Raw genomic sequence first — 25,112 nt, 5'->3', positions numbered from 1 at the left:
AAAGAATGGGGGGCGGGGGCGGGTCAGTATTGGTGGGGTCGGGTGGTATGGACCCGGCCCTGGGGTGTGGTCCAGCGGGTGGTGCCGTCGGAATCCAGGGTCACCGTGTAGTTGTCGTGTTTGCGGTGGTGGTGCCAGGAACACAGGCCCTTGAGTTGGGTGGCCTTGGTTTTGCCCTTGGGCCAGGGGATGACGTGGTCGAGTTCGCGGATGGGGCTGGTGCAGCCGGGGGCGGTGCAGGTGCCGCCGTCGTGGATCTTGACCATTTCCCGCATGGGGGCGGTGGGGCGGTACTTGGCGGTGCTCATGGCCACCGCGTGCCGGTACTCGTCGAGCAGGATCCCGCGCCAGGGGCCTTGCATGGCCAGTTCGCAGGCGAGTTCGGCGGGGATGGGGCCGTAGCCGTCCAGCAGGCCGGGCTCTTTGGTCAGGCCGATGAGGGTCTCGACGGGGATCGTCACATGGACCTGGACCTGGCGGTCCTTGGTGTTGGCGAGGAAACGGTCGAGGAAGGCATCGGCCCGCTTCTGATCAGTAGTCCGGTCATCTTGGGGCAGCTCAGCGACATCAGCGTTGAGCAGGTCGTAGACCACGCGGGCCTCCACAGCGGGCAGCACCGCCTTGAGCTGGGCCATGCCATCCGGCAGCGGCGTGAACTCAACCCGCCGCTCGGCTTTGGCGCGCTGACAGCGCTGGTCGCTACCGTCGGGATCGGCCAGCGCGACCAACTTCGTCGTCTGCCGGGCGAGTTGGCTGCGGTTCAACCCCGCAGCGACCTCGACCAGGGAGTCCTCGACCTGGGTGACCAGGGCCTGGGTGGGCAGGTGAGCCACCCGCTCATCCACGACCTCCAGCCGCCGCTCGTCGATTTCCCCGCGCCGCAGCTGGGCGAACAGGCGGGGCAGTGTCTCGACCACCCGGCTGAATTCCTTGCGTTGTCCCAACGCCCGCTCGGGTTCGTGGCCGGCCATGGCCAGTTCGGTGAGGTCGTCGACGTGGTGGAGGACCTCCAGCTGGATGGCGTGGCCGAATGCGGCGATCTTGCCGGCCAGAATGTAGGCGGTGACCTTCTCCTGATCGGAGAGGCCGGGAATGTCCACCCTCACCAACAGGTCGAGCAGGGCCCCGCAGGGCTCCTGGTTCTCCATGTCGAGGGTGAGTTCTTCCATGTGTCTAGAATACGCTCGGCGAAGATCGAACTCGAATCACTAACGGGTGATTGTTTCATGCATAATCGCCGACTCCCGGCGCTGTGCGCCCTGGGGGATCGGGGAAGCGCTGAGCGAAGCGTGGATTTTGTGTGGAGGTGGACGATGGCATGCAATTGACAGCGACTCAGGGCGGGCTCTGCCTGCCCCTAAACAGCCCTGAGTGCCATCGTCCAGAGGCTCCACACCAAATCCACGCGACCCCGACCGCGAATATCCACACCCCCACCCAGCACCCCCGACTGTCGAACCGAAGGCAGGCTGACGCTTTGGCGCGGACCGGGCGCAGCAAGAGGCAGGCCGGCGCTTTGGTGCGGGCCGGACGCTGCAGCCTGGGCGCCGCAAGATCGGGCCCATGCGCCAGCGCGGGCCGGACGCCGCAGCGTTGGGGTGGCGCGTCGACGCGGGGCTGGATGCCACCCCGCCCACCACACCCTTGCCTCAAAAAGGCTTGACCGCGATACCTTTTCGCAGTCAAACTTTGCTCATGGAACGCACACCGTTGACGGTCGCGGTCACCGGCGCGACCGGCACCCAGGGCGGCGCGGCCGCCCGCGCCCTACTCGCCGCCGGCCACCGCGTCCGTGCGCTGACCAGACGACCCGACGCCGCCGACGACCTGCGCGAACTCGGCGCCGAGGTGGTCGAGGCCGACTTCGACCAGCCGGCGTCGCTGGACCGGGCTTTCACCGGCGCGGACGCCGTTTTCCTCGTCACGACGCCGTTCGGCACGGACCTCGACACCGAGATCCGGCACGGCGTGGACGCGATCGACGCGGCGGTGCGCGCCGGCGTCGGCCACATCGTCTTCACCTCGGCGACGAACGCCGACCGGGGCACCGGAATCCCGCACTTCGACAGCAAGTGGGTCGTGGAGAAGCATCTCGCCGACGCCACCGACGCCTGGACGGTCATCGCCCCGGCGGCGTTCATGGACAACGTCGCCGGCGGCTGGGCGAGCCGGTCGCTGCGGCAGGGCAAGTACTCGCTGCCGCTGTCGCCGGGCACCCCGCTCAAACTCATCGCGGCGGCGGACATCGGGGCGTTCGCGGCGCTGGTCATCGGGCGCCGCAAGGAGTTCCTCAAGCAACGGGTCGACATCGCCTCGGATGAGCGGACCGGCAAGGAGATGGCCCGCACGCTCGGGGCGGTTCTCGGCCGTGCCATCGAGTACGACTCGGCAAGCGTCAAGGATGTCGCGCAGTACTCCACCGACCTGGCGGCAATGTTCGACTACTTCGAGCGTGTCGGCATGGACGTCGACATCACGCGGCTGCGGACCGACTACCCCGAGGTCGGCTGGCACTCGTTCGCCGACTGGGCGGCCAAGACCCTCAGCTGACCTCGACCGGCAGGCTCTCGACCGCCCGGCTGAGCTGGGTGAACTGCCACGGCACCTGTTCCGCCGGCACCGCGAGCCGCACCGTCGGGAACTCCGCGACCAGCAGCTCCAGCACCGTTTCTGCCAACACCCGGCCGAGCAGTGCCCCGATCCGGTACTGCACGCCGTGCCCGACCGTGCCGACTTCGCGCCGATCGGACGGACAGTCGGTTCCGGCGAGCATCACGACCTCGCCGGCCGGAATCACCGTGTCACCTAATCGAACCGACTCGGTGGTGTACCGGAAAGTGCCCACGTGCAACGGATCGCTGCCGCTGACCAGATCCGCGACCAGGTCCGGCAGCAGCGCCGGCTCGGTGCGGACCAGCGCCACCCGGCGCGGATTCTCCAACAGCGCCGACATCGCGTTGGCGACGAAACCGCCGGCGATCTCGACGCCGCCGACGACCAGCATCGCCAGCAGGTTCAGCAGCTCGTCGTCGGTCGCCTCGACCGCCGCCAACGCCTCGACGAGGTCGCTGTCGGCGACCGCCCGGAGGTGGCTCCGCAGCGAGGAACCGGCCCGTTCGTGGACGGCGAGCAAAACCTCGGTCCACGAACGGGTCTTGTCCTCCATCGGCAATCCGAGCAGTCCGCACGTCAGCAGCACCGGCAGCGGCCGGGCGACCTCGGCGACCAGGTCGACCGACCGCTGGTTGCGCAGCGGCGCCAGCAGTTCCGCCGCCAGCCCGGCGATCCGCGGCCGCAGCGGCTCCACCCGCTCGGCGGTGAACACCGTGGCGGCCAGCCGCCGCAGCCGGGCGGCGTTTTCCGTGCGCAACAACGGTTCCGCTACGCCCATCGGCAGGCCCCGCAACGCCTGGCCGTCGATGTCGCCGTCGATCACGTGCCCGGCCGCGCGGGTGTCCCGGCTCAGCCGCGGGTCGGAAAGCCCGGCTCGCACGTCCTGATATCCGGTGACCAGCCACACCTTCGCACCGCCGGGAGTGATCGTCGGGACGACCCGTGGTCGCTCGAGTGTCGGCCGCTCGCACATGTCCTGCCCACCCCCGTGCCGTTCGCGTCAAGTGACGGTGACACGAGCGCCGGGGCCGATCGGTTCACCCCCGAACGAAATCGACCAGCCGCGCGGCCACCTCGGCCGGTGACGGCATGGCCGCGATCTCGGCGGCGACCTCGGCCGCCGTGACGCGGTACTTCTCCTCGTCGAGCAGCTGGTTGATCACCCGCGCGTCCAGTTCCTCCTCCTCGACCTGCAGGCCGACGCCACGGCTGTGGACGGCGGCGGCGTTGATGTACCGGTCGGCGCCGCTGGGCGCGACCAGCTGCGGCACGCCCAGCGCCAGCGGTGTCATCGCGGTGCCCGCGCCGCCGTGGTGGATCAGCAGGGAACTGGTGGCCAGCAACGAGTTCAGCGGCACCCAGCCGGCCGCCCGGACGTTCGGCGGCAGCGTCCCGAGGCCGTCGAGGTCGACCTGGTCGCCGAGGGCGAGGACGAACTCGGCGTCGACGTCGGGCGCCGCGGCGATGATCCGCTCGACCGGGCCGAGGCCGTTCATCTTCGGCGCGACGGTGCCGAGCGTGACCGCGACCCGCGGCCGGTCGCCGGTCTCGGCCAGCCAGGACGGTTCGACGCCGCCGCCGTTGTACGGCACGTACCGCATCGACCAGCCCTCCGGCTCGCCGGCGAGCATGCTGGGCGGGGCGACGTCGACGTAGGCGCGGCGCTCCGGCAGCTCGGCGCCGTGCTGCTCGAACTCCGCGGCCATGTGCTCGCGGAACGCCTCAACCACGCCTTCGCTGCGCACGAAGCCGAAGCCGTGGCCGACCCACGGCACGCCCAGCTTGCCGGCGACGATCAGGCCGGAACCGCCCAGCACACCCTGCACGACGACGTCCGGCCGGAACCGCTCGGCGACGGCCATGGTGCCCGGCAGCAGCGGGCGGGTCAGGGTCGGCAGGAACTCCCCCATCTCGCGGACGTCGGTGACGCGGCGGGCGGCGAACTCCGCGAACTGCTCCGGGTGCTCCTCCCGCATCTTGAGGAACCGCTCCCGGATGTCCAACCCGGGCAGCGCGTCGACCACCGGCAGGCCGGCGTCGGCCACGACCAGCGCGTCACTCGACGTGGCGACGAGGACGTCGTGTCCGGCCGCGCGCAACGCCCAGGTCAAAGGGACCATCGGGAAGACATGCCCCACACCGGGGGCCGAAACTACGAGAACACGCACGAGGACTCCCCCATAGAGAACGAAACGTTTTCTATCCTGACGGTAGTCCCGGGCGTTAGAGAACGCAACGGACTCTAATCGAACGGGCGGGTGGCGTGGATCACCGGAAGGGGCCGCGACGGCGCGGCGACGAGCTCAACCAGGCCATCTTCGCGGCGGCCCTGGACGAGCTGGTGGAGGTCGGCTACGCGCGGCTGACCATGGAGCGGGTGGCCGAACGGGCCCGCACCAGCAAGGCGTCGCTGTACCGGCGCTGGCCCGGCCGCGCCGAGCTGATGATGGATGCCGTCCTGAACGTCTTCCCCACCGCCGGCGAGCTGCCCGACACCGGCGAGCTGCGCGGCGACCTGCTCGCCGCGCTGCGGGCCATGGCCGACGCCCTGAACAGCCCGGTGGGCGTGGCCGTACGGGGCGTGATGGCCGAGATGGACGCCGACCGCGAGACGATGCTCCGGCACCGGGAGCGCTTCGTCGAACGCCGCAACCAGCTCATGCTCGACCTCATCCGGCGCGCCGCCGCCCGCGGCGAGGCGCGCCCCGGCGCGCTCACCCTCCGCGTCGCCGCCGTCGGCCCCGCCCTGATGCGCGACCACTTCCTCACCAACGGCGCGCCGCTCGACGACGACGTCATCACCGAGATCGTCGACGAGGTGCTGGTCCCGCTGATCCGGGCCTGAGTCAGCCCGGCATCACCCGATCCACCACAGTGGACAGCAGCGGGTGCACCTCGGCCACGATCTCCCGGTAGCCCGGCTCGACGAGGTACTCGAAGACGTAGTTCTCCAGCGCGTACCGGATCGAGTCCCGGGCGGGACCGTCGGCCTGGTACGCCTCGAACACCACCTGCAGCTGCGCGGAGAGTCGCTCGCGGTCGGCCGGATACCGCTCCAGGGTCGGCTCCAGCGCCGGGAACCACAGGGCATCCGGCACCACCTCGCCCATGAGCGGCGGCCGCAGCTCGCGGCCGTTGGCCAGCGCGGCCTCGACCTCGTCGACGATCAGCCTGGCCAGGTGCTGCCGCGTTTCCGGCAGCCGAGCCACATCAGGTCGCCGAGCACGCCGAGGCTCCACTGCATCGGCATCGGTGATCCGGTTCCTCCGTCGCGTGCCACGCCGGCATCGTAGGCGCGGATCACGCGATGCACCCGCCGTTGTCGCACTGCTGCAGCATCTCCAGGTACTGATGGCCGACGCCGGTCGGGTCCACCAGGTTGAACGTGGCTTCCTTCCAGCCCTGGTTGACGACGTCCGAACCGAACGAGAGCACGTTGAGCGCGCCGACGCCGCGGGCGACGAACTTGGGCGCGGCCTTCAGTCGCGGCCGGCCGTGCTCGGGGTAGTCGAAGTCGGCGCCGGTGATCTTCTTGACGCTGTCGTTGACGCCGGTCAGCCCGTAGGAGTTCTCGATCGCGTTGCGGAAGTCGTGGTTGCCGCTGGAGTCCTTGGCCCTGATCTCGTTGATCACGGCGCCGGACCGGTCGCCCGTGTTCAGCGCGTCCCCCAGGTCCTCGGCTTCGGCCTTGGCCACGTTGATGTCCGCCTCGTCGGCGATCTCCTTGTTGGTGCGCACGTCCTCCAGCCACTTGGGCCAGGCGGTTGAACTGGTCGGCCGCCTTCTGGTAGTGCCACTTGTTGTTGACCTGGACGCCGTTGTGCAGCTCGTAGCGCAGCGCGTCGGCCACCGTGCCGCGGCCGATCGCCTGGGAGACCTGCGGCCTGGCGTAGGAGCCCTGGACGATCTTGTTGAGCTTCTGGTTCTTCACTGTCGGCGGCCGCGCCGGCGTCTGCATCGGTCCCATCGGGATCGGCAGCGGCGGGCCCCGGCGGCCGGCGGCGCCGGCGGCGGCCCGGTGATGATGTTGAGGTAGTCGGTGAACCAGTCGGCGCCGGACGGGTCCATCTTGGTGATGGGGTTGTTGTCGGCGTAGGTGTAGCCGTGCAGCTGCTGCGAGTCGTCCTGGTTGGCCACCGGGTCGACGGACAGGAACCGCCCCAGCGTCGGGTCGTACTCGCGGATGCCCAGCTGGGTCAGGCCGATCGAGGAGTCGATGGTGCCGCCGACGAAACCCTTCTGCCCCGGGAAGAGCGCCGAGCCGCCGCGTGGGGCGCCGAACGGCAACTGCCGGCGCTGGGTCACCTGCTGCGAGTCGCTGCCGATCGCGATCTGCGACGTGTCCTGTATGTCGCCGGCCAGCCAGGACAGGCCGGAACCGTCCCGCACGGCAACGGTTCTCTTGCCGTAGCTGTAGTAGCGGGTGGCCTCGGCCGCGCCGGCCTTGGTGATGCGCAGTTCCTCGCCGGCCAGGTACAGCGTGGCGCCGGTGTTGTCGTGCCGGATCAGGCGGTTGCCGTCGGCGTCGTAGACGAAGTCGGTGACATTGCTGCCCTCGGTGACCTTCGCCAGGCGCCCGTCGGCGTCCCAGTCCAGCTGCTGCGTGGCACCGGGCAGCTTGCGGGTGATGGTGTTGCCGCTGGCGTCGTAGACGTACTGGCTCGACTTGGCGCCGCCCGGCCCGGTGCTGGACACACCGCTGAGGGTGTGGCCGGTGGGCGGGAAAGCGCTGGTGCTGACCGTGTCGCCGGCGGCGGTGTGATCGGTCTCGGCGAGGCGGTTGCCGACCTTGTCGTACGCGAAGGACTGCCAGTACGGGGCCGGCCCGGACAGCGTGGCCACGGCCGGCGCCTGGTCGCAGCCGCCGCTCGGCGTCCACGCCTCGGTGATGCGCTGCAGGTAGTCCAGCGTGAAGCACTGGATGTCGGCCGGCTTGCCCTGGGGCGTGTCGGCGATCGAGGTGACGTTGCCGGCGTGGTCGTAGGTGTAGTGGACGTCGGCCTGCATCGGCGCCGACACCTCGGCGTCGACGATCATCCGGTTCACCTGGCGGGTGTGGTCGTCGTAGTAGTTCGACAGCCACACCCGCTTGCCCGGCTCGCCCAGCTGCGTGCGGGCGACCTCGCCGTAGCGGGTGTACTGCGTGTCGGTGACGTACTCGAAGGTGTTGCCGTCGTAGCCACCGCTGCTGCTCTGCAGCCCGCCGAGATCGTTGTACGTGTACAGCACCGACTCGGCCGGCAGGTTGCCGGCGGCCGCGTAGTTGCTGGCGTAGACGCTACCGTCCACATTGTACTTAGTGCCGTAGGTGTAGGTCCCGGCCAGCAGACCCTCGCTGTCCGGCACCGTGAGCTGGATGGAAACCGGTTTGTACTGGGCGTTGTAGCCGAGGACCTTCGACGTGTAGGCCTTGCCGTTCAGGCGTTGGAGGCCAACCGGCCAGTCCCGATGGACGGTGGCGCTCGCGCTCAGCTGAGCAACGCCGGCAGGTCGCGCACGGACTCCAGGACGTGCGTGGCTTTGACGGCCTCGAATTCGGTGCGTGTGCCGGCGCCGGTGAGCACGCCCGCTGCGATGGAGGCGCCGGCACGGAGGCCGCTGACCACGTCCGACGGGGTGTCGCCGACGACGGCGACGTCGCGGACGTCGTCGATGCCGAGGCGCAGTACGGCGGTGAGCACCATGTCGGGGAAGGGTCGGCCGCGACCGGCATCGGCCGGGGTGAGGGCGATGTCGACGAGGTCGTGCCAGCCCAGGGCGGCGAGGATGGCGTCCTGGGTGGGACGGGCGAAGCCGGTGGTGAGGGCTACCCGAACCCCGGCGGCCCGGAGATCCTTGATCGCCTGCTCGGCGCCGGGAACCGGCTCGCAGCGGCCGGTCTCGACGAGCCGGCTGTACGCGGCCTCGAACGCCGTGTTCGCCTGCTGCGCCTCGGTTTCCGGCAGCAGAGCCCGGAAGACGACGATCTTGGACTGGCCCATCGTGCGACGCACGTGGTCCAGCATCGCCGGGAAGCGACCGTCCTGTTCGGACACTTCGACCGCGGCGACGGCCTCGGTGAAGGCCCGCTCCACCAGGCCGTCGTCGGCGACGGTGGTGCCGGCCATGTCCAGTACTGCCAAACTGATCGTCACAGTCCGGCCTCCGTCGCGGTGCGCTCGGCGATCGCCGGCGAACAGGTCATGCCCCGGCCACCGGGTCCGGTGACCAGCCAGGCGTTGTCGGCGACCCGGGCCCGGTGCACGACCGCGGCCGGATCAATGTGCTGCGCGTACACGCCGGCCCAGCGCCGCCGGATCGGCGGCAACGGCCGACCCAGCAGGGATTCGGCGACCTCGACGAGGTGTTCGTAGGGCGCGGAGTCGACGTCGAAGGCGAACGGCTCGTCGTAGGAGTGGGTGTCGCCGATGGTGAGCGAGCCGTCGAGCCGTTGCACGAGAAGGAGTTGCATCTTGTGTTCGGCCGCGACCGGCGGCTGGGGTTGCTCAAGGTTCAAGGCGTCCAGCGCGTCGCCGCGATACGCCGGGTAGTAGCGGAAGCTGTCGCCGTCGGCCACGGACGTGGTCAGCGGCTCGTCGAGCGGGTCGGTCTGCGTCATCTGCAGCCGCACCCGCCGCACCGGCACCTCGCCGGCGATCTCCCGCACCAGGCCGCCCAACGCGGCCCCGGTGCACAGCAGCACAAGATCCGCCTCGTGCACGTCGCCGTGATCATCGCGTACGCCATGAGCCAGCAACGCCCGAACCTCCCGGCCCGGCAACCAGGTGTAGCGGCCCGAGGCGAGAAGGTGTTGCCGCAGCGCGGGTTGCGCCAGCCGCGGCTCGACGGCGGCGTCCCGCTCGCAGTGCAGGGCGCCGAGCACGGCACCGCGCAGGGCCGGGTTCACGGCACGAACCTCGGTGGGGGCCAACAGCTTCAGTCCGCGATCGGCGGCGTCGTCCCGGGCGACGACCTCCTCGGCGACCGCCATCTCCAGCGGCGTCCGCAGCGCGGTGAGGGATCCGTTGGCCCGGAAGCCGATGCCCTCGACCTGCCGGCCGATCTCCTCCCACAGCTCGCGGGACCGGCGCGCGGTCGCCAGCTCCTCGCCCGGCGCCCGGCCGCCCACCCAGACCAGGCCGAAGTTGCGCACGGAAGCGCCCCTGGCCTGCCGTTCCCGTTCGATCTGAAGGACTTCGTGGCCGCGCCGAACGGCCTGCCATGCGTGCATCGTCCCGAGCACGCCTCCACCGACGACCAGTACTCGCACGGCCCGACCGTACCATGGACTAGAGCAGTTACCATTACGTTATATTCACCCGACCGCGAGGGCGTTCCCACCAAGACGGCAGAATCGACGCCGTGATGTCCATTGAGCAGAGGATCGCCGACGAGCTCGGCGTGCGGGACGGGCAGGTGACCGCGGCCGTCGGCCTGCTCGACGGCGGCGCCACCGTGCCGTTCGTCGCCCGCTACCGCAAGGAAGCAACCGGCGGCCTGGACGACGCCCAGCTGCGCACCCTGGAGGAGCGCCTGCGCTACCTGCGCGAGCTGGAGGAGCGGCGCACCGCGATCCTGGAGTCCATCGCCGAGCAGGGCAAGCTGGACGACGCGCTGCGCGAGCAGATCATGACCGCCGACTCCAAGGCGCGGCTGGAGGACATCTACCTGCCGTACAAGCCGAAGCGGCGGACCAAGGCGCAGATCGCCCGCGAGGCCGGCCTGGAGCCGCTGGCCGACGGCCTGCTCGCGGACCCGACGCTGGACCCGCAGGCCACCGCCGCGCAGTACGTCGACGCGGAGAAGGGCGTCGCGGACGCCGCCGCCGCGCTGGAGGGCGCGCGGGCCATCCTGGTCGAGCGCTTCGGCGAGGACGCCGACCTGATCGGCGCGCTGCGCGAGCAGATGTGGACCCGCGGCAGCCTGGTGTCCAAGGTCCGCGAGGGCCAGCAGGAGGCCGGCGCCAAGTTCAGCGACTACTTCGAGTTCTCCGAGCCGTTCACCAAGCTCCCCTCGCACCGCATCCTGGCCATGTTCCGCGGCGAGAAGGAGGAGGTGCTCGACCTCAGCCTCGAACCGGAGGAGCAGGTCGAGGGCCAGCCGTCCGACTACGAGGTCCGCATCGCCGCCCGGTTCGGCATCGACAACCAGGGCCGCCCGGCCGACAAGTGGCTGACCGACACCGTGCGCTGGGCCTGGCGCACCCGCATTCTCGTGCACCTCGGCGTCGACCTGCGCGCCCGGCTGCGCCAGGAGGCGGAGGACGAGGCCGTGCGCGTGTTCGCCACCAACCTGCGCGACCTGCTGCTGGCCGCGCCGGCCGGCACCCGTGCCACCATGGGCCTGGACCCGGGCTTCCGCACCGGCGTGAAGGTCGCGGTCGTCGACGCCACCGGCAAGGTCGTCGCCACCACCGCCATCTACCCGCACCAGCCGGCCAACCGCTGGGACGAGTCCCTGGCCACGCTGGCGAAGCTGTGCGCCGAGCACAAGGTCGAGCTGATCGCGATCGGCAACGGCACGGCGTCGCGGGAGACCGACAAGCTGGCCGCCGACCTGATCAAGCTGCGGCCCGAGCTGAAGCTCACCAAGATCGTCGTCTCTGAGGCCGGCGCGTCCGTCTACTCCGCGTCCGCCTACGCCTCGCAGGAACTGCCGGGCATGGACGTGTCGCTGCGCGGCGCCGTGTCCATCGCGCGCCGGCTGCAGGACCCGCTGGCCGAGCTGGTCAAGATCGACCCCAAGTCCATCGGCGTCGGCCAGTACCAGCACGACCTGGCCGAGGCCAAGCTGTCCCGGTCGCTGGACGCCGTGGTCGAGGACTGCGTGAACGCGGTCGGCGTCGACCTGAACACGGCCTCCGCGCCGCTGCTGACCCGGGTGTCCGGCATCGGCGCCGGCCTGGCCGAGAACATCGTGCAGCACCGCGAGGCCAACGGGCCGTTCCGCTCCCGCGAGGCGCTCAAGGGCGTGCCGCGGCTGGGGCCCAAGGCGTTCGAGCAGTGCGCGGGCTTCCTGCGCATCCCCGGCGGCGACGACCCGCTGGACTCCTCCAGCGTGCACCCCGAGGCCTACCCGGTGGTGCGGCGGATCCTGACCGCCAACAACCTGACGCTGACCGAGCTCATCGGCAACAGCGCCAAGCTGAAGACGATCAAGCCGGCGGAGTTCGTGGACGACACGTTCGGCCTGCCGACCGTCACCGACATCCTCAAGGAGCTGGAGAAGCCGGGCCGCGACCCGCGGCCGGCGTTCAAGACGGCGACCTTCGCCGACGGCGTCGAGAAGATCGCCGACCTGAAGCCGGGCATGGTGCTGGAGGGCGTGGTCACCAACGTGGCCGCGTTCGGCGCGTTCATCGACATCGGCGTGCACCAGGACGGCCTCGTGCACGTGTCGGCGATGTCGCGCACCTTCGTCAAGGACCCCCGGGACGTCGTCAAGTCCGGTGACGTGGTGCGGGTGAAGGTGCTGGACGTGGACATCCCGCGCAAGCGGATCTCGCTGACGCTGCGGCTGGAGGACGAGCCCGAGCGCGGTGGCCCGCAGGCCAAGTCCGGCGGGCAGGGTGGTGGCCAGCGCGGTGGCGGTGGTCGTCAGGACCGCGGCGGCGCCAAGCGCGGCGGTGGCGGTGGCCAGCAGCGGCGTGAGGAGCGCCCGGCCAACGGTTCCATGGCCGACGCGCTTCGCCGGGCCGGTTTCGGCAAGTAGCCAGAACCACAGGAGTTCCCGCCGGCGCGGTCGTCCACTGTGGACGGCCGCGCCGGCGTCACTCGGCGAGCAGCTTGGCCAGCGTGTCGAGCTGGGAGTTGACGCCCTGCTCACGCCATTCCGGCTGCTCCATGTCGTCCAGGTACGCGCCCTGCTCGGCCAGCACCAGCCGAGTGCCCTCGCCGTCGGCGATGAACTCGACGGTGGTCTGCGAGACCGTGGACAGTTTGTCCCCGTCGTGCAGCGTGGCGCAGTAGACGATCCGCTTGCCGTCGACGATGTCCCGGTACGTGGCCTCGAACCGCAACTGCCCGCCGCTGGCGACTTCCCTGCCCCCGACGCGGAAATCCAGCTCGTGGTGGTGCCCTGGGGCCATCAGCCAGCTGGCCTTCACGGCCGGGTCGGCCCAGGCGGCGAAGACCTTTCCGGGCGGCTGCGGGTAGTTCCGGTCGATGGTGAACGTCGAGTGCTTGACGGTCATTTCCTGTCCCCTTCGTCCAGTACGTCGGCGAGCCGGTCCAGCCGCCGCTCCCAGGCGGTGCGGCGCTCGTGCAGCCAGTCCTCGGCCGCCCGCAGGCCCGCCGGGTCGATCCGGCAGGTGCGGACCCGGCCGACCTTCTCGGTGCGGACCAGTCCGCACGCCTCCAGCGCCTGCAGGTGCTGGACGACCGCGGCGAGCGTGATCGGCAGCGGCGCCGCCAACTCGCTGACCGAGGCCGGGCCGCGGGTCAGCCGGTCGACCAGGCCGCGCCGGGTCGGGTCAGCCAGCGCCTGGAACACCCGGTCCAGCTCATGGTTAAGCACACACTTGAGTGTCCACCCCGACGATACTCAAGTCAAGGCTTAACTATCCGGATGTGGTGAAAGCTCCCTTCCACGCACTGGATGCGTGGAAGGGAGCTTTCACAACACCGGGGCTACCTGGCGTCCTGGTCCAGCTGCGTCGCCTTGACCGCCTTGCCGACCTGGGTGCAGTCGTCGCTGGTGATGCCGGCGGTGTGGGCCCGGGCCAGGGCCTTGCAGGAGGAGTTCAGCGCGTCGCCCACGTCGTGGAAGGTGGCGCTGGGCGTGAGGGTGTTCTCCACGCCCCACCAGATCTGCACGGCCTTGTCCTGGCCGAGGCCGCGCACGGTCTGGCCGTTGAACGTGTCGCCGTCGGTGATCAGGTAGTCGGCCTTGTTGATCACGCCGTCGTTGATGTGCACGTCCGGGTTGTTCGTGTCCCAGCCGGGGCCGTTGACCCGGTCCGGCTGCGGCTTCTTGGACGAGCGCGGGTCCTTCATGTTGCGCACGGCGCCGATGGCGGAGCCGGCGCCCAGCTGCCAGCGGTTCGCGCCCTGCACGTTCGGGTCCTTCGCGGACCAGGCGATGAACTGGCCGAACACGTCGGACAGGCCCTCGTTGATGGAGTCGGCCTGGCCGCCCTCCAGCCCGGAGGTGTGCTGGGTGACGCCGTGGGTCAGCTCGTGGCCGGTGATGTCGTCGGTGGTGACGCCCTCGCCGAAGGCCATCTGCTCGCCGTCCCAGAAGGCGTTCAGGAACGGGCAGTCCTCGTCCCGCACACAGATCCGCACGGTGCCGCGCAGCGCCTTGCCGGTGCCATCGCGGTAGTCCGCGCCGATCAGCGACGTCAGGTCGACGCCGACGGTGTTCTTGTAGAAGGTCGAAGCGTCGCCGAAGAAGTTGTAGACGTTGTTGACGTCCTGAACGGACGACGCGGACCCGCCCTCCTTGCGGCTGATCTTGAACGACGTGCCGCAGCGCACCGAGTTGTTGGTGCCGGACACGACCTTGCGGTTGGCGTCGCAGACGTCGCGGTTGAGCGCCTCGTGGACGTCCGACCAGGAGGCGATCACCTGCTGCGTGCCGGCCTTCACCACCTCGGTCCACTTGTCCTCGATGGACGCCCCGTGCACGACCACCTGGTAGGTGGGCACGGCGACCGGCTCGCCCTTGGCGCCGCCGAGGGTGGCGTCGTACCAGTACGCCTTCGGCGCGTCGGCGATGAGCTGCGCGGCCGGCTTGCCGGTGCGCTTCGCGACGTCGGCGATGGCCGTGTCGACCGCGCCGGCGTCGGTGGCCGGGAACTGCCCGGCGGTGCGCTGCGTGGTGCGGCCGTGGGTGGCGACCACCTGACCCTGCTGGTCCAGCACCTTGATCTGCTGGCCGCCGAACACCGGCACACCCGCGATCGTCTGCTGGTAGCGGACCACGCTGCCGAAGGGCATGGACTGCGCGGCAAGCTGCTGCATCGCGGGCGCCGCGACGGCCGGGCCCGCCGCGACGGCCGTGCTGGCCGCCATGGCGGCGACGGTCGCACCGGCGACCATCGCACCCGTGATAACTCGATTGCGTGACACTCACACACCTCCGCAGGGATCCCGTCACCCGAAGTGACTGGAAGCGAAGTGTGCGTAACTCTCACGTGTGAACGCTCCCTACGAAGGTAGGAAGATCACTCCACCAACGGGGGGTGCCTTTTCGGGCGGTTTGCCGCTAGCGCCGTCCTTGACGGCGCGGCAGCGCAGGCTGTGCACGGCCCGAACCGGCAACCGAGAGTCGCTCGGTGGGCGGCCATACGGCAGGTGTGCCACGTCCCTCCCCGACGGCACCGCGGCGCCGGCCAGCGCGATGATGTGGCCCAGCACCAACAGGCCCTCCAGCACGAGCTGCCCGCGCACGAAGACCACGGAGGTCGCGGATCGACCCGGTTATCCGCGGGCCAGCGCCTGCCAGTCGCTGATCCGGCGCACGACCAGCAGCGCGAACACGCCGGAGGCGACGTCGAGCGCGCAGGAGACGACCAGCGGCCCGGCGTCGACGATGCCGGCCAGCGTGATGTACCGGGTGAACAACCACGACACCAGGAAGGTCATCCACCACCACACGACCAGCCCGTCGCGGATGTTCCCGCGGTCGGGGGCGCTGGCCCGCCACACGTCGACGACGACCCGGTACGGGAACCACAGGTTGACCACCGGGCAGATCCAGGCGCCGATCACCCACTCCCGGGTCAGCCGCTGCCCGTGCGGCCCGACGAGCAGCTCGGCGTTGGCCCGCGCCCGCCACAGCCACATGATGAACGCGACGGCGGCGACGACGAGCGCGCCGGCGTTCACCCACAGCAGCACGGCGTCGAGCGCGGCGGCGCCGCTGACGTCGGCGACGGTCTCCAGCACGTCGGTGACGAGCACCAGCGCGATGAGCGCGGACGCGACGATCGCGCGGGTTCCCACCGGCTTCCAGTTCTTGGGCACACGCCGGCCGCGAGTGGTCGGCGCGGATGTCTTCGTTCTGCTCACAGCTCTCCCCTGAAGGTCCTGCCGCCGACCTTAGGGAAACGAAGTCACAAATTCAGCTGCGTTACGAAGCTGAAACGGTCACCGCGATAGAGAGAACGGACACGTTCCACCGGCACGCCCGCATCGTCCCTGGTCAACCGGTGCAGCAACAACATCGGCACCGCCGGATTGGTGCCGATGAGCAGCGCTTCCCGCGGGGTGGCGAGCACCGTCTCCACCCGTTCCTCGGCGTGTGCCAGCACGATACCGACCTGCTGTGTCAAATACGCGTACAACGACGTGGCCGGATCGAACACGGACAACAGATCGGGAAAACGACGAGCCGACAGATAGGTCGATTCCAGCCCGATCCGCTCCGAATCGGCCAGCAGCACCCGTTCGATGTGCAGCGCCGGATCGCCGGGCTCGATGCCGAGGTCGGCGGCCAGCCGCTCGTCGGCCGCCATGTACTCGCTGGTGACGAGGTACCGGCTCGGCTCGACGCCCTGGCTGCGCATGCCCTCCGTGTAGCTGACCAAGGCCAGCGGCTGCACCAGCTTCGGCGGCGCGACGAACGTGCCAGAACCCTGCCGGCGCACCAGCCGCCCCTCCAGCACGAGCTCGCTGACGGCCTGCCGGAACGTCACCCGCGACACCTCGAACCGCTCCGCCAGCTCACGCTCGGACGGCAGCGCCACGCCCTCGCCCAACTCCTCGATCAGCGCCAGCAGCAGCGTCTTGACCGCGTAGTACCGGGGCACGCGGCCGTGCTCGGGAATGCCGGCGCGGACCGGTTCCCCTGCGCGGTGTGACGGCGTGGGCACGACTTGAAGCTTAGAGTGAGCGGGCTGGACATCGCCGAAGGGCTGCGCCGGATCTAGTCCGTGGCGAGCGGCCGTAGGCGGCGGGGACCGGTGTCCGGTTGCGACGGCGGTTCGCCGACGGTGATCCGCGCCGAGCTGACGAACGCGCCCGCCGCCGAGGCCAGCACCGGCTCCAACACCAGCTGCCGCACCTCGGGCAGGTCCTCGGCCAGCGCCGACAGCCGCAGCGCCAGGTCCTCCAGCGCGGCCAGGTCGGCCGGCCGCCCGCCACGGTAGCCGGCCAGCAGCGGGGCCGCCTTCGGCGCGCGGACCAGCGCGGCGGCGTCCTCGTCGGTCATCGGCACGGACCGGTACGCGCGGTCGCCGAGCAGGTCGCTGACCACGCCGCCGAGCCCGAAGCTGACCAGCGTCCCGAACGACGGGTCGTCCTGCAGCCCCAGCTGACAGGAGACGCCCTTCGGCGCCATCCGCTGCACGTACATCTCCGTCGATCCGGAGACCTCGACGAGGTCCCGGTACGCCGAGCGGACCGCGTCGGCGCTGCCCAGATCCAGCCGCACACCGAGGAAATCCGTGCGGTGCCGGAGTTGCTCGCTGGTGGACTTGAGCACCACCGGGAAGCCCAGCTCCTCGCACGCCGCGACGGCTTCGTCCACAGTGGACACGGTGTGGAACGACACCACCTCGATGCCGTAGCAGGCCAGCAAGGCGACGACTTCCTCGTCGGTCGAGGTCTTCAACACCAGCTCACGCGCCCGCTCGGTGTCGATGCCGGCCGGCCGCACGAACTCGCCGCGAGGCCGGGACTTCCACTGGGCGTATCGAGTGGCCCGGGCCAGCGCCGACACCGCGCGTTCCGGGCTCGGATAGGACGGCACCGATCCCCGCGACGGCGACCCGTCCGGGCCGGGCACCGCCAGCTCGTCCGGCACGCCCTCGACCGCGAGGAACGTTGTCACCACAGGCTTTCCGGTGACTGCCTCGCGCAGCGCCTTGGCGTACCCGGCGGCCGGCATGGCGATCGGCGGCACGAACACGACCACCAGCGCGTCCACGTCCTCGCACTGCGCCGTCGACCGAACCGCCTCCGCGAACTCCTCCGGTCCCGCATGCGCGCCGACGTCGACCGGCTCGCGGGCGAGCTCCAAACCCTGCGCCAGCAACGCATCGGCGGCCAGCAGCCCGATCGCCGTCGAGTTGCCGACGACCGCCACCCGCGGCCCCGCCGGCAGCGGCTGGTGCGCCAGCAACAACGCCGTGTCGAACAGTTGCCCCAGCGTCTCGACCCGGATCACACCCGTCTGCTCGAACAACGCCTGCACGCTGGCCTCGTCCACCGCGACCGTGCCGGTCAGCCCGGTGTTGATCGCGTGCCGGCCGGTCTTCACGGCCACGATCGGCTTGTGCCGCCCCAGCCGCCGAGCCAGCCGGGCGAACTTGCGCGGATTGCCGAAGGACTCCAGGTACAGCAGCACGACATCGGTCGCCGGGTCGTCGGCCCAGTACTGCAGCAGGTCGTTGCCGGAGACGTCGGCGCGGTTGCCGGCGGACACGAACGTGGACAAACCGAGGCCACGCTCGGCGGCGGTGGCCAGAATGGCGATGCCGAGCGCGCCGGACTGGCAGAAGAAGCCGGTACGGCCGCGACCCGGCAACTTCGGCGCCAGCGTGGCGTTCAACCGCACCTCGGGATCCGTGTTCACGACGCCGAGCGCGTTCGGCCCCACGACCCGCATCCCGTGCGCACGGGCCTCCGCCACGAGGTGCCGCTCCGCGTCCCGGTCCATCACCGTCGACACCACCAGCAGCGCCTTCACGCCCTTGGCGAGACAGGCGTCCAGCACGTCCTCGATGCCCGCGGCGGGAATCGCCACCACCGCGAGGTCCACGTCGTCGGGGATGTCCAGCACCGACGCGTACGCCCGCACGCCGCGCACCGACCGGTGCTCCGGGTTGACCGGGTACACCGGCCCGGCGAAGTCGGCGACCAGCAGGTTCGTCAGCACCGCGTGGCCGATCTTGGCGTGGTCCGTGGACGCCCCGATCAGCGCCACCGACCTCGGCGTGAGCAGGTTGCGCACACTGCGCGCCTCCGCCGCCTGCTCGCGGGAGCGCGCCACCGCCACCGACTGCGCCGTCGGGTCCAGCGCGAACTCCAGGTGCAGCGTGCCCTCCTCGAACGACCGCGCGATCTGGTAGCCGGCGTCCCGGAACACCCGCACCATCTGGCCGTTCTCCGCCAGCACCTCGGCCACGAACCGGGTCAGGCCGCTCTCCCGGGCCGCCGCCGCGAGGTGCTCCAGCAGGATCGAGCCCAGCCCCCGGCCCTGGTGGCCGTCCTCAACCACGAACGCGACCTCGGCCGAGTCGGTGTCGTGGAGCCGGTCGTAGCGGCCGACGGCGACGATGTCGTGCCCCAGCATCGCCACGAACGCCACCCGGTCGCAGTGGTCGACCGTGCTGAACCTCTCCAGGTCGCGCTGCGGCATCCGCGGATACGGCCCGAAGTAGCGGAAGTAGCGGGTGCGCTCGGACAGCCGGCCGTGGAACGCCAGCAGCCGGTCCGCGTCGTCCGGGGTGATCGGTCGCAGGTGGACGGTGCCGCCGTCGGACAGCACGACATCGGCTTCCCAGTGCTTCGGGTAGTCGTACGGGTCCATCTCGGTCTCTCGGCCTCAGTCTCTTGGGTCGTCAGGGTCGAGCCCGTACAGCGGGAACGCCGCGCGGCGCGTGCCCAGCACCGCCATGTCCACGGGATCGCCGCCACCGCCGGACCACGGCAGGAACGACGTGCCGCCGCCGTCGGTCATGTCCGGCACGCCCAGCCGCTGCGCCCAGTCGCCCGGCAGCTCCGTGCGCACGGGGAGGTCGCGGTCCAGCGCCGTGGCGAGCAGGTGCGTCCAGGAGCGCGGCACCACGCGCCTCAGCTGGTAGCCGCCACCGCCCACGGCCAGCCAGCGGCCGCCGTGCTCGATCGCCAGCTCGCGTAGCGCCTGGTAGATCGCCCGGTGGCCGTCGACCGTCAGCCCGAGGTGGGCCAGCGGGTCGTCCCGGTGCGTGTCGACGCCACACTGCGTCACCAGCACCTGTGGCCGGAACGCACGCAGCAACGACGGCACCACGGCGTGGAACGCCCGCAGCCAGTGCTCGTCGGTGGTGCCCGGGGGCAGCGGCAGGTTCACGGACATGCCGTACCCGTCGCCGGCGCCCAGCTCACGGGCGTAACCGGTACCGGGGAACAGCGTCGCCGGATGCTGGTGCAGGGAGATCGTCAGCACCCGGGGGTCGTCGTAGAACGCGGCCTGCACGCCGTCGCCATGGTGCACGTCCGTGTCGACGTAGGCCACCCGCTCGATGCCGCGGTCCAGCAGCCGGTCGATCGCCCCCACGCAGTCGTTGTAGACACAGAAGCCGGCCGCCCCGTCGCGCATCGCGTGGTGCAGCCCGCCACCGATGTTGACCACGCGGTCCGTCTCCCCCGACAGCAGCAGCTCCGCGGCAGCCAGCGAGGAGCCCAGCACCAGGCTGGCGGCCTCGTGCATGCCCGCGAACACGGGGTTGTCCGGCGTGCCCAGGCCGTGCCCGACGTCGACCGGCGACTCCGGGGCGGCCTTCACCGCGGCGATGTACTCGGCCGAGTGAACCCGTAAGACCTCGTCCTCGGTGGCCCGGGCCGGCTTGACCGGCTCGACGCCGTCCAGCACGCCCAGGGCCCGCGCCAGGCCCATGGTCAGGTCCAACCGGACCGGATTCAGCGGATGGTCGGCCCCCATGTCGTAGCCCAGCAGCGTGTCGTCCCACACGACTCCGGCAAGCTTGCCCATGACCACAAGGTAGGCGTAACGCGCCGGGGTTGCCCGGGTGTGCCTGCCTGGTGGACTCTTGAGGGGTGAGTGAGGAACTGATCCGCCTGGATCTCGATGACTCCGGCGTCGGTGTCGACCTGCCCCGCCCGAAGAATCAGAAGGACCAGGTGCAAGGGGTCCCCTACCGTCCCGTCGAGTTCCGGGACGACGATCTGCCCGCGGCCCTGGAGCGGGCCGCGGCCTGGCTGCGGCAGGCACAGGAGTGGCTCGGCGAGCCGATCGACGTGATCGCCATCCACCTGGACTACGACGACTCGGAGAACGCGCCGTACTACGACGTCAAGCTGCTCTGCAACGAGGAGGACCTGGCCGGCGCGCCGATCGCGCTGCGAGAACGGGCACAGTCAGGCAACTAGTCCGCTGCTGGATGCCGGTGGGCCGGCCCGGCCCACCGGCGCACTTCACCGTTCACCGTGCACCGCGCGGTGCACGGTGTCGCGCAGCGCGTTCGCCCGGGCGTCGGTCAGCGTCCGCTCCAGGTCCCGCAGCACGACCCTGAGCAGCACGTTCTTCTCGCCCGCGCGCAGCCCCAGCCGGTCCCGGGCGACCGGCGGCAGGAGTTCGCCCGCGGTCTCGGCCAGCACCGTCACCTCCTCGACGACGTGCGCGTCCGCGCCCAGCGCCTCCCGCACCGCCGCGCCGAGCTGCTCCACGTCCATGTCGGCGGCCACCGCCACGGACAGGTCGCGGCGGATCGGCGGCTGGGTGGACACCCTTCGGTACGGCGTGAGGTCCAGCAGCTGCTCGGCGATCCTCGGCTCGGCCGAGCGCAGCAGGCGGATGTCGTCGATTCCCTTGCGCAGCATGAGAAGCCGGTCCAGGCCCAGCCCCATCGCCAGCCCGTGGCACAGATCCGGCCGGGCCAGTCCGCACTCGCCCACCTCCACGCCGTCGACGATGATTTCCTTGCCCCGCAAGGTGTACGGATGATCGGACGGGTCGAGTCGCCAGTCGGCGCCGGGCGCCGCCGCTCGCACGACTGTTGCCACGAGGTCATGCAAGTCGTTGTCGGACAAGCCTTCCCGGACGAGCCAGAGATCCAGTTGGTGCGGCTGGCCGACGTGCTGGCGGTCGATGGCGTCGCGGCGGTAGCACAGGCCGGGACAGCTCAGCAGCGCCTCGCCGTCGAGGTCGTCGAGCAGCGGCGGGATCATCGCGGTGGTGTGCGCCCGCAGCATCAGATCCGGCCTCAGGTAACGGGAATAGCGGGCGTCCCGCGCCACGGCGTCAGCCGGGTAGCCGAGACGGTCGTAGTTGTCCGCGACCGGCACCACGGGATTGCCGCGGTGCCGGTTCGGCGGCAGTCCGGCCCAGTCCGACACGGCTTGCTCGATCTCGGCGAGCAGCAGCTGCATCGCGTGCGGGCCATGGTTGGGGTCGGTGAGGTCGCGCACGGACAGCGCCGCGCGCACCTGGTCGGCGGTCATCAGCTTCATGGCAGGTCCTGACGTGAGCTGGGCGAAGGTGGCGCGAGGCCGCGCCGGTGCCTGGACCGGTTGGCGCATTTCGAGCGCCGCCACATGACGCGCCCCACCACTGAGCTGACGCGGCGGTCGAAATGCGGCAAGGGAAGGCACCGGATCAGAGCGGCCTCGCCGGCCGCGGAACGCGGCCCATGTCACAGCCCCCTCGGCTCCCGTCAGAACGCGCGACTCAACGCCCCCGGGACACCGAGGGGCGTCGAAATCGCCGCTGGCCGCTCACATCTCCATGGTGCGGGCCGGGTCAACCGGTTTCCACCGGGCGCTCCGGGTCCACGCACCAGTGCGACCACGACCCGGCGTACAGCGGCGCCGGCCCGAGGCCGGCCACCTCCAGCGCCAGCACCACCGAGGACGCCGTCACGCCCGACCCGCAGTACGCGCCGACCTGGCCGGGCTTGACGTCGAGGTCCGCGAACCGCTGGGCCAGCTCCTCCGGCGTGCGCCACCGGCCGTCCGGTCCGATGTGGCCGGCGAACGGGGCGTTGACCGCGCCCGGGATGTGGCCGGCCCGAGGATCGATCGGCTCGACGTCGCCGCGGTACCGCTCCGGCGCGCGGGCGTCCAGCAGCACGCCGGTGCGCGCCAGCTCGGCCGCCTCGTCGGCGTCCAGCACCGGCATGTTGCCCGGCACGACCTCGATGTCACCGGGCTCGGGGGTCGGCACGTCGGTGCTGACCGGGCGGCCCTCCGCCGTCCACGCCGCGTAGCCGCCGTCGAGCACCGCCACCTGGTCGTGGCCGGCCCAGCGCAGCAGCCACCACGCCCGGGCCGCCGTGGACCCGTCGCCGGCGTCGTACGCCACGACCGGGTGATTTCGCCGCACGCCCGCGGCCCGCAGCGCCTGCTGGAGCCGCTCCGGCGTCGGCAGCGGATGCCGGCCGCCCTCACCCGGCTCCGCCGCCAGGTCCCGGTCCAGGTCCATGAACACCGCGCCCGGCAGGTGCCCGGCCCGGTAGTCCTCGACGGCGGGCGGCCCGGCCAGCCGCCAGCGGACGTCCAACAGCACCGGGGCCGGCTCGAGACCCGCCAGCTCGGCGGGGGTGATCAAGGCACGCACACCCGTCATCCTGCCCGGTGGCGGTAGGCCACCACCAGGTAACGCGCCGGATACGCCACCGTCCTTGTCGGTGGCACCCACTAATATTGACGTCACACGTGCGGGAACGGCTGTGGCGACCTCGCGACCCCGGAAGATGGGGGCGCGCCCACGCCCGAGAAGCGGAACGGAGGCGGCCCGATGACACACCCACGACGCCGCCCTGCCGCCCACCCCGAGCGCATCGACCGCAGCCACCGACAGTCCCGGCCGCCCCGGCGGCCAGTTACCATCGGATCGGCTCCTGCCCGGCCTGCAGGCCGCAGCCTCCGCCGATTGGAGTCTTGGTGAACGACCTCATCGACACCACCGAGATGTACCTGCGCACCATCTACGAGCTGGAAGAAGAGGGTGTCGTCCCGCTGCGCGCCCGGATCGCCGAGCGGCTGGCGCAGAGCGGCCCCACGGTCAGCCAGACGGTGGCCCGCATGGAGCGCGACGGCCTGCTCGTCGTCGCCGGCGACCGCCACCTGGAGCTGACCGACGCCGGCCGCGAGCTGGCCATCGCCGTCATGCGCAAGCACCGGCTGGCCGAGCGGCTGCTGGTCGACGTGATCGGCCTGGAGTGGGAGCAGGTGCACGCCGAGGCGTGCCGCTGGGAGCACGTGATGAGCGAGGCCGTCGAGCGCAAGCTGGTGGCGCTGCTCGGCCACCCCACCACCTCCCCCTACGGCAACCCCATCCCGGGGCTGGACAAGCTGGGCGAGGGCGGCAAGCCCGCGCCGTCGCCCGAGCCCGGGCTGGTCCGGGTGGACGAGGTGGCCCGGCGCGGCGGCGGGCAGGTCGAGGTCCGGCGCATCGCCGAGCACGTGCAGATCGACGAGGAGCTGATGGCGGAGTTGAAGACGGTCGGCCTGATCCCGGGCAACACCGTGCAGGTGCAGGGCGGCCCCGCCGCCGCCGCGGTGATCGAGGTGCACGGCCTCGGCGCCGTGGCCAAGATCGACGCCGCCGTCGCCCACGCCGTCCTGGTCACCGCCCGGTGAGCGGGGCGAACGCTGGCCGAGGTCTGTTCGCGGAGAGCGCGAACCAGAGCGCTCGCCCTGGTAACACCTGGGGGCCGGGCCCCCAGACCCCCGTCGTGCAAAAGGCGTCGAAGGCGTTCACCGAGCTGCACGGCCACGCCCCCGTGGGGGTGTGGTCCGCGCCCGGCCGCGTCAACCTCATCGGCGAGCACACCGACTACAACAACGGCTTCGTGGCGCCCTTTGCGCTGCCCTATCGGGCCGCCGTCGCCGCCTCGCCGCGTACCGACGGCGTGCTGACCGTCGCCACGCTCGGCGACGACGGCCAGCTCCAGGCCGCTGACCCGGCGGTCATCGCGGAGTTGGAACCCGGCTCCGTCTCCGGCTGGGCCGCGTACCCGGCGGGCGTCGCCTGGGCGCTGCGGGAACACGGCATCGAGCTGGCCGGCGCCGACCTCGTCGTCTCCGGCAACGTGCCGACCGGCGCCGGCCTGTCCTCGTCGCACGCCCTGGAGTGCGCCACCGCCCTGGCCCTGCTGGGCCTGGCCGGTCGCGAGGTCGACCAGCCCGGTGCGCCGACCCGGCCCGAGATCGCCCGCCTGGTCCAGCGCACCGAGAACGAGTTCGTCGGCGCCATGACCGGCCTGCTGGACCAGACCGCGTCGCTGTGCTGCATCGCCGGGCACGTGCTGTTCCTGGACGTGCGTTCCGGCGAGTCCGAGCAGGTCCCGTTCGACGCCGAGGCCGCCGGGCTGGAGGTGCTCGTCATCGACACCCGGGCCAAGCACGCGCTCGTCGACTCCGGCTACGGCGACCGCCGCCGCGGCTGCGAACGCGCCGCCTCGCTGCTCGGCCTGGAGTCGCTCCGTGAGGTGTCCGACCTCGACGCCGCCCTGGCCCAACTCCCCGACGAGCTTCAGCCCCTGGTCCGCCACGTCGTCACCGAGAACGCCCGGGTGCTGTCCGTCGTCGACAAGCTCAGGTCCGCCCGGCTCGACCAGATCGGCCCCGAGCTGACCGCCTCCCACGCCAGCCTCCGCGACGACTACCAGGTCTCCTGCCTGGAGCTCGACGTCGCCGTCGACGCCGCCCTCGCCGCCGGCGCCCTCGGCGCCCGCATGATCGGCGGCGGCTTTGGCGGCTCCGCGATCGCCCTGGTCCGCGCCGGCGACCGCCCCGCCGTCGAGCAGTCGGTGATGGACGCCTACGCCGCCCGGTCCCTGACCCCGCCCCGGCTGTTCGTCGGCGTCCCCTCGCCCGGCGCCGGCCGGGACGAGTAGATCTCCTCTATTT

23 protein-coding genes are annotated in these 25,112 nt (G+C 71.1%); 6 read left to right on the top strand and 17 right to left on the bottom strand.

Annotated elements, in window-relative coordinates:
* Positions 1 to 23 precede the first annotated feature (23 nt).
* A complete protein-coding gene (locus BJ998_RS28360; RefSeq protein WP_184866418.1) occupies positions 24 to 1,169 on the bottom strand; it encodes an HNH endonuclease in 1,146 nt (381 codons plus the stop codon).
* A 526-nt stretch (positions 1,170 to 1,695) separates the two neighbouring features.
* Between BJ998_RS28360 and BJ998_RS28355 the strand changes: the two genes are divergently transcribed.
* A complete protein-coding gene (locus tag BJ998_RS28355) occupies positions 1,696 to 2,550 on the top strand; it encodes an NmrA family NAD(P)-binding protein (RefSeq protein ID WP_184866417.1) in 855 nt (284 codons plus the stop codon).
* Here BJ998_RS28355 and BJ998_RS28350 read toward each other — a convergent pair.
* Positions 2,543 to 3,520: a cytochrome P450 family protein gene (locus BJ998_RS28350; RefSeq protein WP_184866416.1), complete on the bottom strand. Its 978-nt coding sequence runs from the start codon at positions 3,518 to 3,520 to the stop codon at positions 2,543 to 2,545. The genes BJ998_RS28355 and BJ998_RS28350 overlap by 8 nt on opposite strands.
* A 130-nt stretch (positions 3,521 to 3,650) precedes the next feature.
* Positions 3,651 to 4,733, bottom strand: coding sequence for a nucleotide disphospho-sugar-binding domain-containing protein (locus BJ998_RS28345; RefSeq protein ID WP_221338147.1), 1,083 nt, complete (start codon positions 4,731 to 4,733; stop codon positions 3,651 to 3,653).
* 143 nt (positions 4,734 to 4,876) lie between these two features.
* Here BJ998_RS28345 and BJ998_RS28340 point away from each other — a divergent pair, with 143 nt between their 5' ends.
* Complete coding sequence (locus tag BJ998_RS28340; protein WP_312890375.1) at positions 4,877 to 5,458, top strand: TetR/AcrR family transcriptional regulator; 582 nt, start codon at positions 4,877 to 4,879, stop codon at positions 5,456 to 5,458.
* A gap of 1 nt (position 5,459) precedes the next feature.
* Here the strand turns inward: BJ998_RS28340 and BJ998_RS28335 are convergent, their stop codons facing one another.
* The 5 genes from BJ998_RS28335 to BJ998_RS28315 all read right to left on the bottom strand — a co-directional run bounded on the left by BJ998_RS28335 (position 5,460) and on the right by BJ998_RS28315 (position 9,862).
* On the bottom strand, positions 5,460 to 5,822 hold the full coding sequence (locus BJ998_RS28335; protein WP_184866414.1) for a hypothetical protein: 363 nt from the start codon (positions 5,820 to 5,822) through the stop codon (positions 5,460 to 5,462).
* Positions 5,823 to 5,913: 91 nt separating this feature from the next.
* Positions 5,914 to 6,351 (bottom strand): hypothetical protein, encoded by a 438-nt coding sequence (locus tag BJ998_RS28330; RefSeq protein ID WP_184866413.1) that lies wholly within the window; start codon positions 6,349 to 6,351, stop codon positions 5,914 to 5,916.
* A gap of 189 nt (positions 6,352 to 6,540) precedes the next feature.
* The gene (locus BJ998_RS28325) at positions 6,541 to 7,959 is read right to left on the bottom strand and encodes an RHS repeat-associated core domain-containing protein (protein ID WP_184866412.1); all 1,419 of its coding nucleotides are present in this window, start codon (positions 7,957 to 7,959) and stop codon (positions 6,541 to 6,543) included.
* A 122-nt stretch (positions 7,960 to 8,081) separates the two neighbouring features.
* Positions 8,082 to 8,747, bottom strand: a complete 666-nt coding sequence (locus tag BJ998_RS28320; protein ID WP_184866411.1) for a phosphonatase-like hydrolase — start codon at positions 8,745 to 8,747, stop codon at positions 8,082 to 8,084.
* Entirely contained in the window at positions 8,744 to 9,862 is a 1,119-nt protein-coding gene (locus BJ998_RS28315) for a TIGR03364 family FAD-dependent oxidoreductase (RefSeq protein WP_184866410.1), read from the bottom strand. The genes BJ998_RS28320 and BJ998_RS28315 overlap by 4 nt, the downstream gene beginning before the upstream one ends.
* Positions 9,863 to 9,957: 95 nt before the next feature.
* Between BJ998_RS28315 and BJ998_RS28310 the strand changes: the two genes are divergently transcribed.
* Positions 9,958 to 12,303 (top strand): Tex family protein, encoded by a 2,346-nt coding sequence (locus BJ998_RS28310; RefSeq protein ID WP_184866409.1) that lies wholly within the window; start codon positions 9,958 to 9,960, stop codon positions 12,301 to 12,303.
* 58 nt (positions 12,304 to 12,361) lie between these two features.
* Here BJ998_RS28310 and BJ998_RS28305 read toward each other — a convergent pair whose 3' ends face one another.
* From BJ998_RS28305 to BJ998_RS28275, 7 genes are all read right to left on the bottom strand, one after another.
* A complete protein-coding gene (locus BJ998_RS28305) occupies positions 12,362 to 12,784 on the bottom strand; it encodes an SRPBCC family protein (RefSeq protein ID WP_184866408.1) in 423 nt (140 codons plus the stop codon).
* Entirely contained in the window at positions 12,781 to 13,107 is a 327-nt protein-coding gene (locus BJ998_RS28300) for an ArsR/SmtB family transcription factor (protein WP_312890374.1), read from the bottom strand. The genes BJ998_RS28305 and BJ998_RS28300 overlap by 4 nt, the downstream gene beginning before the upstream one ends.
* Before the next feature lie 113 nt (positions 13,108 to 13,220).
* The gene (locus BJ998_RS28295) at positions 13,221 to 14,633 is read right to left on the bottom strand and encodes a M4 family metallopeptidase (protein WP_184866407.1); all 1,413 of its coding nucleotides are present in this window, start codon (positions 14,631 to 14,633) and stop codon (positions 13,221 to 13,223) included.
* A gap of 381 nt (positions 14,634 to 15,014) precedes the next feature.
* The gene (locus tag BJ998_RS28290; protein ID WP_184866406.1) at positions 15,015 to 15,605 is read right to left on the bottom strand and encodes a DUF4328 domain-containing protein; all 591 of its coding nucleotides are present in this window, start codon (positions 15,603 to 15,605) and stop codon (positions 15,015 to 15,017) included.
* A 44-nt stretch (positions 15,606 to 15,649) separates the two neighbouring features.
* The gene (locus BJ998_RS28285; RefSeq protein ID WP_184866405.1) at positions 15,650 to 16,408 is read right to left on the bottom strand and encodes a GntR family transcriptional regulator; all 759 of its coding nucleotides are present in this window, start codon (positions 16,406 to 16,408) and stop codon (positions 15,650 to 15,652) included.
* Between the two features lie 53 nt (positions 16,409 to 16,461).
* Positions 16,462 to 19,068 carry a bifunctional acetate--CoA ligase family protein/GNAT family N-acetyltransferase gene (locus BJ998_RS28280; protein WP_184866404.1) on the bottom strand — a complete coding sequence of 869 codons (2,607 nt, stop codon included), beginning with the start codon at positions 19,066 to 19,068 and terminating at the stop codon, positions 16,462 to 16,464.
* 15 nt (positions 19,069 to 19,083) lie between these two features.
* On the bottom strand, positions 19,084 to 20,232 hold the full coding sequence (locus BJ998_RS28275; RefSeq protein ID WP_184866403.1) for an acetoin utilization protein AcuC: 1,149 nt from the start codon (positions 20,230 to 20,232) through the stop codon (positions 19,084 to 19,086).
* A 65-nt stretch (positions 20,233 to 20,297) separates the two neighbouring features.
* On the opposite strand from BJ998_RS28275, the gene BJ998_RS28270 reads away from it, so the two are divergent.
* Entirely contained in the window at positions 20,298 to 20,630 is a 333-nt protein-coding gene (locus BJ998_RS28270) for a hypothetical protein (RefSeq protein ID WP_184866402.1), read from the top strand.
* A gap of 45 nt (positions 20,631 to 20,675) precedes the next feature.
* Here BJ998_RS28270 and srmL read toward each other — a convergent pair whose 3' ends face one another.
* A complete protein-coding gene (srmL, locus tag BJ998_RS28265) occupies positions 20,676 to 21,710 on the bottom strand; it encodes a PheS-related mystery ligase SrmL (protein ID WP_184866401.1) in 1,035 nt (344 codons plus the stop codon).
* A gap of 289 nt (positions 21,711 to 21,999) precedes the next feature.
* Positions 22,000 to 22,815, bottom strand: coding sequence for a sulfurtransferase (locus BJ998_RS28260; RefSeq protein ID WP_312890373.1), 816 nt, complete (start codon positions 22,813 to 22,815; stop codon positions 22,000 to 22,002).
* 326 nt (positions 22,816 to 23,141) lie between these two features.
* Here BJ998_RS28260 and BJ998_RS28255 point away from each other — a divergent pair, with 326 nt between their 5' ends.
* Both BJ998_RS28255 and galK read left to right on the top strand, forming a co-directional pair.
* On the top strand, positions 23,142 to 23,840 hold the full coding sequence (locus tag BJ998_RS28255) for an iron-dependent transcriptional repressor DtxR (RefSeq protein WP_184866399.1): 699 nt from the start codon (positions 23,142 to 23,144) through the stop codon (positions 23,838 to 23,840).
* Between the two features lie 95 nt (positions 23,841 to 23,935).
* A complete protein-coding gene (galK, locus tag BJ998_RS28250; RefSeq protein WP_184866398.1) occupies positions 23,936 to 25,099 on the top strand; it encodes a galactokinase in 1,164 nt (387 codons plus the stop codon).
* Positions 25,100 to 25,112: the final 13 nt, after the last annotated feature.

The organism is Kutzneria kofuensis, assembly GCF_014203355.1.
Classification (GTDB): Bacteria; Actinomycetota; Actinomycetes; order Mycobacteriales; family Pseudonocardiaceae; genus Kutzneria; species Kutzneria kofuensis.
The sequence above is the reverse complement of the archived record's forward strand: the minus strand, read 5'-3'. Positions and strand labels throughout refer to the sequence as shown.

What these genes read in the sequence shown, in the direction of transcription:
- BJ998_RS28295 (WP_184866407.1), bottom strand. Translation starts at nt 14,633, where the DNA reads ATGGTCGCCGGTGCGACCGTCGCCGCCATGGCGGCCAGCACGGCCGTC.
- BJ998_RS28275 (WP_184866403.1), bottom strand. Translation starts at nt 20,232, where the DNA reads ATGGGCAAGCTTGCCGGAGTCGTGTGGGACGACACGCTGCTGGGCTAC.
- BJ998_RS28280 (WP_184866404.1), bottom strand. Translation starts at nt 19,068, where the DNA reads ATGGACCCGTACGACTACCCGAAGCACTGGGAAGCCGATGTCGTGCTG.
- srmL (WP_184866401.1), bottom strand. Translation starts at nt 21,710, where the DNA reads ATGAAGCTGATGACCGCCGACCAGGTGCGCGCGGCGCTGTCCGTGCGC.
- BJ998_RS28355 (WP_184866417.1), top strand. Translation starts at nt 1,696, where the DNA reads ATGGAACGCACACCGTTGACGGTCGCGGTCACCGGCGCGACCGGCACC.
- BJ998_RS28345 (WP_221338147.1), bottom strand. Translation starts at nt 4,733, where the DNA reads ATGGTCCCTTTGACCTGGGCGTTGCGCGCGGCCGGACACGACGTCCTC.
- BJ998_RS28305 (WP_184866408.1), bottom strand. Translation starts at nt 12,784, where the DNA reads ATGACCGTCAAGCACTCGACGTTCACCATCGACCGGAACTACCCGCAG.
- BJ998_RS28360 (WP_184866418.1), bottom strand. Translation starts at nt 1,169, where the DNA reads ATGGAAGAACTCACCCTCGACATGGAGAACCAGGAGCCCTGCGGGGCC.
- BJ998_RS28310 (WP_184866409.1), top strand. Translation starts at nt 9,958, where the DNA reads ATGTCCATTGAGCAGAGGATCGCCGACGAGCTCGGCGTGCGGGACGGG.